Source organism: Lysinibacillus sp. NPDC096382, assembly GCF_044762845.1.
GTDB lineage: Bacteria > Bacillota > Bacilli > Bacillales_A > Planococcaceae > Lysinibacillus.
Genome location: NZ_JBIWFC010000015.1, coordinates 42,699 through 57,390 on the forward strand (window position 1 = coordinate 42,699; position 14,692 = coordinate 57,390).

General features: G+C 37.1%; 11 protein-coding genes and 1 riboswitch. Of the genes, 9 read left to right on the forward strand and 2 right to left on the reverse strand.

The features are described 5' to 3' along the window. Positions 1 to 235: 235 nt before the first annotated feature. The 5 genes from ACIQZA_RS18490 (at position 236) to ACIQZA_RS18510 (ending at position 5,981) form a co-directional block, all read left to right on the forward strand. On the forward strand, positions 236 to 430 hold the full coding sequence (locus ACIQZA_RS18490; protein ID WP_142510112.1) for a hypothetical protein: 195 nt from the start codon (positions 236 to 238) through the stop codon (positions 428 to 430). Positions 431 to 660: 230 nt separating this feature from the next. Next, a riboswitch (cyclic di-GMP riboswitch) is annotated at positions 661 to 746 on the forward strand. Positions 747 to 854: 108 nt separating this feature from the next. Continuing rightward, positions 855 to 2,597: a methyl-accepting chemotaxis protein gene (locus tag ACIQZA_RS18495; protein ID WP_400939632.1), complete on the forward strand. Its 1,743-nt coding sequence runs from the start codon at positions 855 to 857 to the stop codon at positions 2,595 to 2,597. Further along, on the forward strand, positions 2,597 to 3,349 hold the full coding sequence (locus tag ACIQZA_RS18500) for an SDR family NAD(P)-dependent oxidoreductase (RefSeq protein WP_400939629.1): 753 nt from the start codon (positions 2,597 to 2,599) through the stop codon (positions 3,347 to 3,349). The genes ACIQZA_RS18495 and ACIQZA_RS18500 overlap by 1 nt, the downstream gene beginning before the upstream one ends. Positions 3,350 to 3,373: 24 nt before the next feature. Next, positions 3,374 to 4,870, forward strand: a complete 1,497-nt coding sequence (locus tag ACIQZA_RS18505) for a sodium:solute symporter family protein (protein ID WP_142510115.1) — start codon at positions 3,374 to 3,376, stop codon at positions 4,868 to 4,870. 427 nt (positions 4,871 to 5,297) lie between these two features. Further along, positions 5,298 to 5,981 (forward strand): hypothetical protein, encoded by a 684-nt coding sequence (locus ACIQZA_RS18510; protein WP_400939625.1) that lies wholly within the window; start codon positions 5,298 to 5,300, stop codon positions 5,979 to 5,981. Between the two features lie 205 nt (positions 5,982 to 6,186). Here ACIQZA_RS18510 and ACIQZA_RS18515 read toward each other — a convergent pair whose 3' ends face one another. Together ACIQZA_RS18515 and ACIQZA_RS18520 are read right to left on the reverse strand one after the other, a co-directional pair. Then, a complete protein-coding gene (locus tag ACIQZA_RS18515) occupies positions 6,187 to 7,881 on the reverse strand; it encodes a methyl-accepting chemotaxis protein (protein ID WP_400939623.1) in 1,695 nt (564 codons plus the stop codon). A 315-nt stretch (positions 7,882 to 8,196) separates the two neighbouring features. Then, positions 8,197 to 9,192 (reverse strand): M23 family metallopeptidase, encoded by a 996-nt coding sequence (locus ACIQZA_RS18520; RefSeq protein ID WP_402883335.1) that lies wholly within the window; start codon positions 9,190 to 9,192, stop codon positions 8,197 to 8,199. Here ACIQZA_RS18520 and ACIQZA_RS18525 point away from each other — a divergent pair. The 4 genes from ACIQZA_RS18525 (at position 9,184) to ACIQZA_RS18540 (ending at position 14,557) form a co-directional block, all read left to right on the forward strand. Further along, positions 9,184 to 9,489: a hypothetical protein gene (locus ACIQZA_RS18525; RefSeq protein ID WP_403009940.1), complete on the forward strand. Its 306-nt coding sequence runs from the start codon at positions 9,184 to 9,186 to the stop codon at positions 9,487 to 9,489. The two genes, ACIQZA_RS18520 and ACIQZA_RS18525, sit on opposite strands and share 9 nt — an antisense overlap. A gap of 431 nt (positions 9,490 to 9,920) precedes the next feature. Beyond that, on the forward strand, positions 9,921 to 11,816 hold the full coding sequence (locus tag ACIQZA_RS18530) for a PrkA family serine protein kinase (RefSeq protein WP_400939708.1): 1,896 nt from the start codon (positions 9,921 to 9,923) through the stop codon (positions 11,814 to 11,816). A 152-nt stretch (positions 11,817 to 11,968) separates the two neighbouring features. Then, positions 11,969 to 13,126, forward strand: a complete 1,158-nt coding sequence (gene yhbH, locus ACIQZA_RS18535) for a sporulation protein YhbH (protein WP_400939617.1) — start codon at positions 11,969 to 11,971, stop codon at positions 13,124 to 13,126. A gap of 33 nt (positions 13,127 to 13,159) precedes the next feature. Then, positions 13,160 to 14,557, forward strand: coding sequence for a SpoVR family protein (locus ACIQZA_RS18540; RefSeq protein ID WP_400939705.1), 1,398 nt, complete (start codon positions 13,160 to 13,162; stop codon positions 14,555 to 14,557). Positions 14,558 to 14,692 lie beyond the last annotated feature (135 nt).

Here is a 14,692-nt window from a genome sequence, read left to right on the forward strand (position 1 = left end):
ATTTCAATGAAAAACTAATGGATCAATGATTAACAAAGCAACTGCAATTTTGCAGTTGCTTTTTCGTGAAGAATTTTACGTAAAAATACTCGCTGTGATAAAAATATTCTGTAAAAAGCGCATTTTCCTTAGTTGAATATAGTTGACAATTTATGGCGGAATTGTGTACACTGAAAATGACATAAAGTTGTCACAAAGAGGAAAAATAAATGTTCACGAACAGAGGGGTGCTTTTATGTTTGGTTTAAACATTTTATTAGTTGCTTTCGCATGTGTTACAATCCCACTTGTTGTTGCTTCAGTGATGTTAGACATTTTTTATGCAGAAAAGAAACAAGTTCGTTTTTCATTACGCCGTACATCTATGTGGTATTCCTGCATGTTTGCTTTATCATTTATACCATCGGTCTTATACATGACACTAAAATAGATATATCTTTAATTTGAATAATCATTTAGGGGTAATTGATTATTTAAAATTATAGTAGCAGCTACAATATTGCGTTGTAGCTGTTTTTATTTGTTATGAAGAGAATTGTGGATAAGCTGAGAAAAATAAGTAATATTATTCATTTTATACTAATAGTAAAATAGTAAAAAATATGTGAATTTTAACCTGGTAACATTGACTACTTTTACCCATTGTGTTAATTTGAGGAGGAAAAAGATGGGCAAATCTACTGAAAGGTAGAGACGCAAAGCTACAGATCTAAGGTAATAAATACTATGATGGCTGAGCTGCAAAGGAGTACTAGTTAGGTACATATATTGCTAGTCATATTCTTTGATGCCTGTTTCTTTTGAAATAGGTTATTTTTTTTGCCCAAAATACGATCAAGGAGGAAGTAATAATCATGAAGTTGTTTAAAAATGTTTCATTAAAAAACAAACTTTTACTAACGGTTTCTATTATTGTTTTGCTTCTAATTGCTATTATTACTACACAAAGTATTAGAGAATTAAACAATCGAATGTCTGTTGATTTAGAGCAAGAGTTGAAAAGTGTTGGTTTATTGACAGCTATGAATCTTGATAGGAATGATGTTAAAGATTTATTGACTGAAAAGGGAGAGACTAACGCTAAATTTAAAAAAATTCAAAAGCAACTCGATAAGATTCAAGAAGAACAAGGGATCATGAGTTGGAGCTATATTTGGGATGTGAAGGACGCAGATGGTGTTAACCCGATCGGCTATACATCTAATTTGAACGATGTCTATGAAGCGGGTGAAATCTTTACTGATTTAGCAGATGAACATGTAAAAACAGCTAAATTGGCAATTAAAAATGATAGCACTGCTGTAACTGATATTTTCGAAGATCCTTATGGTTCATGGCGAACTGTGTTTACCCCTATTAAAGATGACAATGGCAAGCTCATTGCTTTATTAGGTATTGATTATTCTGCGGACTACATAAATACGATCATTAAAACAAGTGTCATAAAACAAATCGTTATAGCTGTTATTGGAATTTTACTTCTATTAGTTTTACTCTACATAATTATTGATCGTCTATTAAAACCACTTAAGAAAGTAGTGAACGCTGCAAATCAAGTAGCGAATGGAGAATTAATAAATGTAGATTTAGAAATAACGAAGGACGAAATCGGAAATTTATCTAAATCTATTAAAACGATGGTTTCCAATTTACAACATATTATTTTAAATATTAGAAATACATCTGACAACGTTTCTTCTGCTGCTAATCAGCTAACTGTTAATGCAGCAGAAACATATAACAGCTCAACTACTATTGCTCAAGACATGGGACAAATCACGCAAAACGCTGAGGCTTCAATGGTTATGACTGAGGAAACAGCTGCTGCTATGGAGGAAACAGCGACAGGCATCCAGCAAATTGCTGACTCTGCTAATACGGCAGCCGAATCATCTATTTCTGCTTCTCAAGCTTCAGAACGTGGAAATCATGTTGTTCAGCAAGTCATTGCACAAATGGAGTTGATTAATGATTCTGTTGAACAAATCGGTACAACAATAAACGGATTACATATCAATACGAAAAAAATTAGCGATATCGTAAATCTTATTACAGCCATAGCAGATCAAACAAATCTACTAGCATTGAATGCGGCAATCGAAGCTGCTAGAGCAGGAGAGCATGGGAAAGGCTTCGCGGTTGTCGCTGATGAGGTTAGACGATTAGCGGAACAATCATCACAGTCTGCAACGGAAATATACAATTTAATTAGTACAATTCAAGCTGATTCAAATGCCTCTATCACTGTTATGGAAAAAGGTAAAGAAGATGTAAAGGCTGGTATGGAGTTTACAAACGAAGTAGGGGAAATCTTTAAAGAAATTCTCACTTCATCAGAACAAGTTGCCAGTCAGATACGTGAAATTTCAGCTGCATCTCAACAAATTTCAGCTTCTTCGGAGGAAGTAGCAGCATCTGTCAATAATATTAAGCAATCTGCGGAGCAGTCATCTGAATTCTCGGCGAATGTGTCAAATGCAACACAAGAGCAATTGACGACCATGCAAGAGGTGAAAGAAGCATCTTCTTCATTAGGAAAAACAGCAGAAGAATTGCAGGTACTTGTAGCAAAATTTAAATTGGAGAACGATCAATAATGGATATTAATTTTAAAGGAAAAAATGTACTAATTACGGGTTCAAGTAAAGGAATCGGCAAAGCCATTGCTTTGGGCTTTGCCGAGCAAGGGGCTAATATATGTATCAATTATATTGGTGATGATAACGAGGCAGAGGAAGTTCGTGCGCAAGCAGAAAAGTTTGGTGTACAAGCTATAAAATGTAATGCAGATGTATCGAACTCTCATCAAGTTCAAGCTATGTATCAATATATGGACAAACAGTTAGGCGAAATTGATGTTCTTGTCAATAACGCTGGGTTCGCACAGGCTTCAAGCATTACGGATTTAACAGATGAGCAGTGGGATAAAATGATCAAAGTTCATCTATATGGTTGTTTCTACAATTGTCGAGAAGCAGCAAAAAGAATGAAAGAACGAAACAATGGAAAAATTATTAATATTTCTTCTGATATTGGTAGTTTAGGTTGTGAGGAATTTACGCATTATTCTGCTGCAAAGGGCGGTATTAATGCATTTACGAAGGCTTTGGCACGAGAGTTAGCACCTTCGATACTAGTCAATGCAGTAGCTCCTAGTGGTACATTTACAGACATCCTAAAGGAATTTGGAGAGAATTATGTAGAGGAAGAGTCTGCTAAATATCCGTTAAAACGATTAGCTCAACCAGAAGAAATCGCAAAGACCGTGTTATTTTTAGCTTCAGAAAATGCGAATTTCTATACGGGTCAAGTATTAACGCCAAATGGCGGAGTCGTTATGAACGGTTAATGTGAAAAACTGAGGAGCAATACTATGTTAAATATAATCATCTTTAGCTTATACTTAATTTTTATTTATTACATTGGATATAAAGGATACAAACGGGTTAATACTGCGGAGGATTTAATTGTTGCTGGGTGGAGCATGCCTTTATCTGTTGTCACAGGAAGTCTAGTGGCTGCCTTATTAGCAGCCCCATTCTTCTTTGCAGCGGTAGGCTCTGGTTATACAAGTGGCGGCTTTGAAGGTTCAGCGACAATGGGTGGTTTAGGGACTTGTATGATTCTTGGAGCACTCATTTGGACGAAGCCATTACGTAGATTAAAGGGCTGGACATTAGCAGATTACTATGGATTAAGATATGGCAGTAAAAAGCTCGGTGCTTATACAGGCGTCGTAATGGCGATTGCCTTTGGTGTCTTTAATGCTGCTGCGTTAACAGTTGGTGGCACGTATATTATTCAGCAGCTATTACAAATTGATTTCGTTCCAGCAGCATTACTTTTTGTATCATTAACTGCCTTATATTCTGTAATTGGGGGCCTTTGGGCTGTAGCCTATACGGAAATTGTTCAGGGGGCACTGGCAGTAGCGGGTATAGTAGGGATCACAATTTTTATCTTATTCTATTACCCTGATGTAACATTTAACCCGGAGTGGTGGAATATTAGTGAACTCTTCAATAAGGCTGGAGCAGAGTTTTGGACACTATATCTTGTGTTAGCACTTGGTGATATTCCGGCAGTGGACTTAGGACAAAGGGTAGCCGCGGCTAAAAGTCCAAAAGTAGCTCAGCGCAGTATGATTATAGCTGGGACTATTATTATCGCTATTAGCTGGATTCCGGGTATGCTAGGAGAAGCGTTCAAAACGATTTATCCTGGTAGTACAAATCCAGAGACATTGATGCTTGCCTTTGCTCAAGGATATTTCCCACCGTTATTAGCAGCCATCTTTTTAACAGCAATGGCAGCGATGGGGATGTCTACTGTAGCCGCGTGTTATGTTGCAACTTCAGGAATTGTCACGAAAAACATTTATTTAGACTTTATTAATCGTAACCCAGATCCTAAAAAACTGTTAAAATTTTCAAGACTTATTATTATTTTAAGTGCTTTGCTAGGTTTAGTTTTAGCGGTCAGCTTCCAGAAAGTCATTGATTTAGCCTACTTGGCATGGGATATTGTATTCGTAACAATTTTCTGGCCAATCGTTTTAGGGCCGTTTTGGAAGCGAGTAAGTACACCTGCAGTTTGGGCGAGTATATCTGTCGGGTTAGTATATTACATTATTACATCTTTAACACATGTGCCTAGTCTTACTATCCAATCAGAGGGGTTTTTAGGTTTATTAAATGAGCTGTGGCAGGCACCTGTTTTCTCAGGCGTTGTGATCACAGGTATTACAATTGTTATTGTTAGTTTGATTATTCCACCTTCGCAACATGTTCTCGAGATGCATAAAATTGAAAAAGATAAGACTTTAGACAATGTAGGCAGTAAAGAGGAATTAAAGGAACATTCAAATTGATAATTATTTATAAATAAAAATGGAAACATGAGGGCATTGATTTTTAATGCCCCCATGTTTTTTTATGCGGACAACAACACTAGCTTGTTTTGGCAAAATAAAGTACTTCGGGAATGGATAAATTTTACCAGGGGAATGTTGTGAAATTTATTGTTACAAAAAATTAAAAAGTAAGTTTTCACATAGAAAATTATTGTCTGAGGAGATTACAGCAGGCGTTGTGGAAATAACGATGCTTGCTAATAAGGCTGCAAAGGTAAGAGAGAGTGGATGGAGCAGTAAAGCTACAATCAAGATAACCTCCATTTTAATGGCAGAATAACTGGTCCCATAGAAATTAAGAATGAAAAGATAATCGTTAGAATAAAATTTCTATTAACATGGATGAAATAAACCTATCGATTATCTTTTTGAGGGTGGGATATGGATGAAAACCTTTTTTCTTGTATTTCTAGGAATGACCTATTTATTATTAGCAAAGTTAGTCGAAGCGGCTATCTTTAGCAACGTCTATTTTTTAATTGGTTTAGGAGTATTAATAGCAGGAATTATTCGATATGTTAAAGAACGATATATCTATAACAATAGATTAAATGAAATGAAAGAGGCTAGTGAGGAGGAGCTTATGGCTATCCCTCATACGCATTGCATCATCTCAAATGATTGTTTAAATGCTTTATTACTAAATGAACTAACAAATACACTTTTTCTCGTAAGTAGAGAAGATTTAGAAGAAGATTTGATTACAAAAGAAATCTCATTCAATAAAATATATGAAGTTGCTATAGTGGAGGACGAAATGTATATTGCTAGGACTAGCAATAGTTTAATAAGTAGTTCATTACTTGGTGAAGATCTGGATATAGAAGAGGAATCCGATGATGAGGACCCTGAGGATAACGCTGTGTCTCAATTGACGTTGAAAATTGTAGCTGATAACTTATCTGATCCTATTCTAGAATATATTTTTCTTGATAACGGTGAGCCTATATCAAGAGAAGAGGATGCGTATCAAGAAGCGTTAGAGTTATGTGAGGAATGGTTTCAGAAGATCAGTGTTATTATTAAACGCTATGAGCTTGAAAGGGTACCCATTAGACAGTGGCAATAAATTAAAATGTAGAAAAGAAAGCTATCTCGGACGTAATGTCGAGATAGCTTTTTTAGATGGATATTTTAAACGCTCAGGTAGTGAACCGAAGTGCTCCGGTGAGGCAGAGAAGTGATCCGTTATCGTCCCAAATTGCTTGGGGTACCAAAGAAATCTCTGTTAAAGACCTAACACGTTCACGTTCTCCAAATTAAGAATCCGTACTTTAAATTTTAAATCGCTGTAATTGGATATTTAGCTCTTCAGCCATACTAGCGAGTTGATTTGCACTCCTTGAAATTTCCTCCATAGTAGCGGCAGTTTCCTCTACAGTTGCTGTTGTTTGTTCTACACCAGCTGCAGACTCTTGAGAAATAGAAGCCATTTCATCAACAGAGACATTGATAGACTCGGAATTTTGAGCAACTTTATTTAAATTGCCTGAAATGGTATTTATGTTAAGGATCATTTCTTCAACGGCTTCCGAAATTTGGTCAAATGTTTCATTTGTTTGATTTAGTTGGGCGTTTCCTCTTTTTACTTCCTCATAGCCAGATTGCAGAGCAGTTGTTACATTGCCAGTTTCTCCTTGAATACGGTTGACGATTGTTGAAATATCAGTGACAGAGAATTGTACTTGTTCTGCAAGTTTACGAACTTCATCGGCTACAACTGCAAAACCTTTACCATGCTCTCCTGCGCGAGCTGCTTCGATGGCAGCGTTTAAGGCAAGTAAATTTGTTTGATTTGAAATATCATCAATGACAGAAACAAGCTTGGAAATTTCAGCAGACTGCGCATTCAAGCCTTCAACTTTTTTCACTGAATTTAACACAATCTCATTAATAGCTGCCATTTGTTGTGTTGACTGTATCATTAAGTCTTTACCAGTTGTTGTTAGTTCTTGTACATGACTTGAATGTTCTTTTAATTTAATGCCTTCCTGTGTTGTTTCATGAATACTGCGTTGGAAAGAAGACATTGTTCCGGCTAAATCACCTGCTGTAGATGCTTGCGTTTCTGTGCCAGAGGCTAGCTCCTGCATAGTCACGGTAATTTGCTCTGTACCTGATTGCACTTCATTCGAAGATTGGGCCAGCTCTTCGCTACTAGCTGCTACTGTTTCGGAAACGGTATAGATTGAGCTAATCGTTTGCTTTAATTTTTCATTCATTTCATTGGCGGAAAGCATTAATTGACCAATCTCATCACGATGAGTTATTGGAAGTAGTTCATGGTGCAAATTGCCATCCGCTAATTCACTCATGCGCTTTGAGACAATCGTAATAGGCTTAGAAATATCTCTAGCAGTGACAATAGCGATGAGGACACCTGCGATTGTCAATACAATGCTAACAATCATTCCAACTGTTTTATTGCTTAAACTTGTTGATACTACGTCATCTCCTACCTTAGTAATGGCATCCGAGCGTTTATTGGCTAAGTCTTCATAACCAACACGAACTTCGATTACAAGATTATTCATAGCTGTTAAATTTTTTAATGCTAATTCTCTATCACCTTTTTTATAAACATCGAATACTTCGGTGTTAACGCGATTGCTCCATGTACGTGCCATTTCTACTAGCGCATCACGCTCAGGTGTATTTTCGTATTTCTCTATAATACTGTTATTTTCTTCTGCTACTTTACGATATTCATTAAACATTTCTATGTATTTTTCATCACCAGATACAACATAACTTAAAGCTGCAGAGAGACGAACGCTCATAGACATTGCTAAATTTTTACTTGCCGTTAAGACTTGTAAATCTTCTTTTACTAAACCTTCTGCTTGTTTTTCCATCTTATTATTAGAAATATAAGAATAGGCTGTAAAACAAACAACTAATACTAATAAAAGAAGAAATGCACTTAATATTCGAGCTTTAAGTGTTTTAAACTGAAAAATACCTTTCATCTTTTCCCACCCTTTGCTAAATGGTCTCTAAAATATAATTGTTGTTATAGTACAAATATTATTTTATAACTAAATCTTTATATAAATAAGCCCTTTTAATGGAAAAATGAAAAATAGTTTTTTAGTACAATAATATTTTGGTGTTAAAGGGGTAGGTAGTTAAAAATATAGTATCTTATGTGCAATTATGAAGTTTTTTTAATATTTTTATGTATTTTTTCCTATTTAAGAAAAAGCACTTGCTGCACAAGTGCACCAAGCGCTCTAAATCAGAAAAGAAAACATTTCGCCATTTTTCAGCCGAGTCGTCATTCATTATTGTTGTTTTGTTTTTTTAGCTAGTCGTTCCCATTGTAGTAATGATGGATATGGATCAAATGCCCATTCTGTACGTCCATTGAACTTATATATGCCATAGTGAAGATGAGGCGGGAATTTTCCGGACGTTCCTTCTTTACCGTAGCCAGAACTACCAACATAACCGAGAACAGTTCCAGGCTCGACAAAGTCGCCTACATTAATCTTCTTATTATAACTACCGAGATGGGCATAATAATGATATGAGTTATGATTATCACGAACTCCTATGCGCCAACCACCAAATTGATTCCAGCCTTTTATTTCTACTACTCCATAAGAGGTAGAAAGTACGGGAGTCCCATAGCTAGCGAAAATATCCGTTCCTTCATGAATACGGCGTCCACCCCAGCCCCTATTGTCTCCCCATGTACTCCGATAACTGTAATCGTAATTAGTAGGGATTGGGAATGTGTGGTCATCGAGCTCAGTTGATTTGAAATGACTATACATTTTGGAAATGGTGAAGATTTGATTTACGGCCTGTTCACTTCCGTAATATTCCCATAAAGCTAATTTAAAGTCCTCATCAGTTGTTCCAAATTTACTTAAAAATGTAGCCATGGAGAAAATTATATCGGCATCATCCTTTGGGCTGGCAACTCCGTCACCATTGCCATCTAAACCCATCCCCCCAAAGTAACTAATTGTTTCTGGGCGAGTATCATCTCGTACAGGATTTAAAGCACCTGACCAATATTCATCAGAAAATTGAATGGCAATGATACCATCCCGTTTCGGAATATCTTTACGAACGGATTGTAAATTTCGTTCATATTGATCAATGGCTGCTAAGAAATGCCATGGGATAAGTAATTCATCAAATTGTACGTAATAGGCCATACGTTGCTGCACAATTTCTTCTTGGGTGGGTTCTTCTTTTGCTAAAGCAACAGAGGGGAGAGTAAAACTCCATAATAACATCCATAATAAAAGGAATATAAAATGGCGCAAATAGTGGACCTCCTTTCTAACGTTAGAATAACCGAATTTTTTATCTTCATTCAGCACTTTTTGTGGGAAAATGAAGCGGTAGAAATGAGCAATTTTGTGAAAGACAACGCACGTAAGGTTGATTTCCGTTCCGGCTGGGCGCTTTGTTGCTGCCGCTTCGCTTTCGCACAGAAAAAACATTTGTTGCTGCCGCTTCGCTTTCGCACAGAAAAAACATTTGTTGCTGCCGCTTCGCTTTCGCACAGCAAAAACATTTGTTGCTGCCGCTTCGCTTTCGCACAGAAAAAACATTTGTAGCTGACGCTTTGCTTTTGCACAGAGCAAAGCTACCTGGGGGCGTCCGATGAGCCGCTTGGGGCAACAGGATGTTTTTTGTCCCGAAAGCGTCGTGTAACGTAGCGGCAGCAACAGGGTGTTGGTCACGAAGGGCGTAATCACAGGATGTAAGCCTCCGTTCCTCTATTGCTGATCCCCAAGGAATCGCACCCTCCACTCTTCAGGTATAGTTTTAAAAAAACGACATCCTTTTTGGAATAAGCCGAAAAACGTAAGGCGATACGATTAGTGTTTTCATTCTTTTTTATCTTTAGCGTTTAAATTCCTGTTTTTCAGAGGAAAAAATTAAAAACGCAATAAGAAGAAATTTCGACAAAGAAAAAGTATTGGGTATCATAATGTCATTTCCTTCATACTATGTTATAAATCAAGCCCTGAATGGAGGGAAGGCTATCAACATTTTAGATAAAGTGAAAAGCTATCGCGAAGAAGAAAATCGGCTAAAGTGGGAAGGTACATTTGCAGATTACCTAAACATCATCAAGGAAAGACCTGAAGTTGCTCAAACGGCCCATTCACGCGTCTACAATATGATAAAAAGTGCTGGTGTAGAGGAACGCGATGGGCAAAAAATGTATGAATTTTTTGGGCAAGAAATTTTTGGGCTTGAAACAGCAGTTGAAAGACTGGTGGAGGAATATTTCCATCCAGCAGCGCGAAGATTGGATGTTAGAAAACGTATTTTGTTATTAATGGGACCAGTAAGTGGTGGTAAATCAACAATAGTAACCTTGTTGAAACGTGGACTCGAGCAATTTTCAAGAACAGATGAAGGTGCAGTTTTCGCAATTAAGGGATGCCCAATGCATGAGGATCCTCTACATTTAATTCCACATCATTTGCGTAAAGATTTTTATGAGGAGTATGGTATACGAATTGAAGGAAGCTTATCGCCTTTAAATACGATGCGTCTTGAAAAAGAGTACGAAGGACGTATTGAAAATGTGATGATTGAACGTATTACTTTTTCTGAAGACAAACGTGTGGGCATAGGAACATTTACGCCGTCAGATCCAAAATCACAAGATATTGCAGATTTAACAGGTAGTATTGATTTCTCAACAATCGGTGAATTTGGTTCAGAATCTGACCCTCGTGCTTATCGCTTTGATGGTGAGTTAAATAAGGCAAACAGAGGTATGATGGAGTTCCAAGAAATGTTAAAGCTTGATGAAAAATTCTTATGGAATTTATTGTCTTTAACACAGGAAGGTAATTTTAAAGCAGGTCGATTTGCATTAATTAGTGCAGATGAGTTAATTGTTGCGCATACAAACGAAACGGAGTATCGTTCATTTATTTCAAATAAAAAGAATGAGGCGTTACATTCACGTATTATTGTCATGCCGATTCCGTATAACTTAAAAGTTAGTCAGGAAGAATTGATTTACGAAAAAATGATTAAAGAAAGCGATATGTCACATGTTCATATTGCGCCGCATGCATTGAAGGCCGCAGCAATCTTTTCGGTTCTAACAAGGCTGGAAGTACCGAAAAAACAAGGTGTGGATCTTATTAAAAAAATGCGACTGTACGACGGAGAAAATGTGGAGGGATTTAATTCCGTTGACTTAGAGGAGCTTAAAAAAGAGTTTCCGAACGAAGGCATGAACGGTATTGATCCACGGTATATTATTAATCGTATTTCTTCTGCTATTATCCGAAAAGAGATACCATCTATTAATGCGTTAGATGTTCTACGTGCACTAAAGGATGGGCTTGACCAGCATGCTTCCATTACTCAGGAAGATCGAGAAAAATATATGAACTATATTGCAGTTGCTCGAAGAGAGTATGATGAAATTGCCAAGAATGAAGTGCAAAAAGCATTCGTTTATTCGTATGAAGAGTCTGCAAAAACATTGATGAATAATTACCTCGATAATGTAGAGGCGTTTTGTAATAAAAATAAAATTTTAGATCCATTGACTGGTGAGGAAATGAATCCTGATGAAAAGTTAATGCGCTCTATTGAAGAGCAAATAGGCATTTCGGAAAATGCAAAAAAAGCATTCCGTGAGGAGATATTAATTCGTATTTCTGCTTATGCTCGAAAAGGTAAGCGTTTTGACTATAATTCTCATGAAAGATTACGAGAAGCAATACAGAAAAAATTATTTGCGGATCTTAAGGATGTCGTGAAGATTACAACATCTTCAAAAATGCCGGATGAATCACAGTTGAAAAAGATTAATGAGGTTGTGGCAAGACTTGTTGATGAGCATGGCTATAATACAACGTCTGCTAATGAATTATTGCAGTATGTAGGTAGTCTGTTAAATCGTTAGCGACCTATTCAGTGGAAACTATAAGACTATTGATAGGAATGAATAGGAGTGTCCCATTTTAGGGCACTCCTTTTATCTTCATTTAAGTTCAAGAAAGCGGATGACTAGCATAGTATAGAAAAAGCGAATTTGATAGATGGGTGAGGATAAAAATGACTGAAAACGATAATAAACGTTTTGCCATTTCTCAGGAAAATTGGTCCCTCCATCGTAAAGGGCACCAGGACCAGCAACGGCATATGGAAAAAGTTAAAGATGCTATTAAGAATAATTTACCCGATTTAGTTAGTGAAGAAAGTATTGTCATGTCTAATGGTCGCGAGGTAATTAAAATACCTATACGTTCACTTGATGAATATAAAATTCGATATAACTATGATAACTCCAAGCATGTTGGGCAAGGTCAAGGAGACAGTAATGTAGGTGATGTGGTTGCGCGTGATCCCAGCAGAGGCAATCAGGCTAATGGTAAAGGAAAAGAAGCTGGTGACAAGCCAGGTCAGGATTATTATGAAGCTGAAGTAAGCATTGAAGAGGTTCAAAATGTGTTATTTAACGAGCTTGAGCTACCAAATCTACAGCAGAAAGAAAAAGCGGATATTAAGACGGAAAAAGTTGAGTTTAACGATATTCGGAAAAAAGGTTTAATGGGAAATGTCGATAAAAAGCGCACAATCCTTAATGCGCTAAAGCGTAATGCTATGCAAGGAAAACCAGACATTACGCCGATTCATAATGATGATCTGCGTTTTAAAACGTGGGATGAAGTGGAAAAACCTGAATCGAAGGCAGTCGTCCTTGCCATGATGGATACAAGTGGTTCCATGGGTTCCTTCGAAAAATATTGCGCAAGGAGCTTCTTCTTTTGGATGACAAAATTTTTGCGCTCCAAGTATGAAACAGTAGAAATTGAGTTTATTGCGCATCATACCGAGGCGAAAGTAGTAACAGAAGAGGAGTTTTTTACGAAGGGAGAAAGCGGTGGAACGATTTGTTCATCTGCCTATATAAAGGCACTGGAACTAATTCGGGAAAAGTATAATCCTGCTCGCTATAATATTTATCCAGTACATTTTTCAGATGGTGAAAATATTTCAATGGATAATGAAAAGTGCTTGAAGCTAGTGGGAGAGTTAATGGATGTATCGAGCATGTTTGGATATGGTGAAGTCAATCAGCATAACCGCTTTTCTACACTTATGTACACTTACAAAAAAATAGATGACCCTAAATTTAGATATCATATTTTGAGAAAAAAAGACGATGTGTACGATGCCTTAAAGAGCTTTTTCAAAAAAGATGAATCTTAAATCATGTTCAAAGGAGGAGGCGGAAAAGTGGAGATGAACGAGCTTGAACGAGCAATTGATGAAATCACAGAAATTGCCTCAAGCTTTGGCTTAGATTTCTTTCCAATGCGCTATGAAATTTGTCCGGCAGATATTATTTATACATTTGGCGCATATGGTATGCCTACTCGATTTTCACATTGGAGCTTCGGTAAACAATTCCACAAAATGAAGCTTCAATATGATTTAGGGCTAAGTCAAATCTATGAGCTAGTGATTAACTCTAACCCATGTTATGCATTTTTACTTGATACCAATACGTTAACACAAAATAAATTGATTATTGCGCATGTATTGGCGCACTGCGATTTCTTTAAAAATAATGTACGCTTCTCCAATACTAGAAGAGATATGGTGGAGAGTATGACTGCAACAGCTGAACGGATAGCTGGCTATGAAAGAGAATATGGAAAGGAAGAGGTCGAACAGTTTTTAGATGCGGTTTTAGCGATTCAGGAGCATATCGATCCTTCCCTTTTACGACCAAAATTGTCTTGGAATACGGAAGATGAACTTGAAGAGGAAAGTCCTCAAATAAAATCACCGTATGATGATCTCTGGCGTTTAGACGATAAGGAAAAAGAGTATAGATCGGTAAGGCGAAAAATAAAGCACTTCCCGCCAAAGCCAGAAAAAGATTTATTGCTATTTTTAGAGGAGCATAGTCGGGAGCTCGAGGACTGGCAGCGAGATATATTAACGATGATGCGTGAGGAAATGCTTTATTTTTGGCCACAATTAGAGACAAAAATAATGAATGAGGGCTGGGCTTCCTTTTGGCATCAACGCATCATGCGTGAGCTTAAGCTAACAACAGCGGAAACGATTGAATATGCGAAATTAAATGCAGGTGTTGTGCAGCCTTCAAAAACATCCATTAATCCTTATTACCTTGGTGTGAAAATTTTCGAGGATATTGAGAACCGCTATAATCATCCAACGGAAGAGATGAGAAAGCTAGGTGTTCAGCCAAACTCCGGTCGAGAGAAAATGTTTGAGGTTAGAGAGATAGAATCGGATATATCTTTTATCCGTAACTATTTGACGAAGGATTTAGCAAAACGTGAAGATTTATATTTGTTCCAGAAAAAGGGCAGTGAATACCGTATTACAGATAAGGAGTATGAAATGGTACGAGATCAGCTCGTATCGATGCGTGTAAACGGGGGATTCCCATATATCGTCGTTAAAAATGGAGATTACCTTCGGAACGGAGAGCTCTATTTAGTGCATGGCTATGAGGGGATGGAGCTCGATCCACACTACTTAGAAAACGTTTTGCCATATATTTATCAGCTATGGGGTCGTCCTGTACATCTAGAAACAAATGTGGATGGAAAGCCAATGCTTTATTCATATGATGGTACAAAAAATTATAAACGCAATGTGTGAGATATGGTTCCTTGGCGAATAACTGAAACGAAAAAACTTCTATCTGTGGTATGAAATATCCCTGCAGATAGAAGTTTTTTACAGTCTAGAATCAACGTTCATCGCCATAATTTCTGTTCCGCCAGGGCGTTTTCC

What these genes read in the sequence shown, in the direction of transcription:
- ACIQZA_RS18540 (WP_400939705.1), top strand. Translation starts at nt 13,160, where the DNA reads ATGAACGAGCTTGAACGAGCAATTGATGAAATCACAGAAATTGCCTCA.
- ACIQZA_RS18525 (WP_403009940.1), top strand. Translation starts at nt 9,184, where the DNA reads ATGGCGCAAATAGTGGACCTCCTTTCTAACGTTAGAATAACCGAATTT.
- ACIQZA_RS18495 (WP_400939632.1), top strand. Translation starts at nt 855, where the DNA reads ATGAAGTTGTTTAAAAATGTTTCATTAAAAAACAAACTTTTACTAACG.
- ACIQZA_RS18515 (WP_400939623.1), bottom strand. Translation starts at nt 7,881, where the DNA reads ATGAAAGGTATTTTTCAGTTTAAAACACTTAAAGCTCGAATATTAAGT.
- yhbH (WP_400939617.1), top strand. Translation starts at nt 11,969, where the DNA reads ATGACTGAAAACGATAATAAACGTTTTGCCATTTCTCAGGAAAATTGG.
- ACIQZA_RS18505 (WP_142510115.1), top strand. Translation starts at nt 3,374, where the DNA reads ATGTTAAATATAATCATCTTTAGCTTATACTTAATTTTTATTTATTAC.
- ACIQZA_RS18490 (WP_142510112.1), top strand. Translation starts at nt 236, where the DNA reads ATGTTTGGTTTAAACATTTTATTAGTTGCTTTCGCATGTGTTACAATC.
- ACIQZA_RS18500 (WP_400939629.1), top strand. Translation starts at nt 2,597, where the DNA reads ATGGATATTAATTTTAAAGGAAAAAATGTACTAATTACGGGTTCAAGT.
- ACIQZA_RS18510 (WP_400939625.1), top strand. Translation starts at nt 5,298, where the DNA reads ATGAAAACCTTTTTTCTTGTATTTCTAGGAATGACCTATTTATTATTA.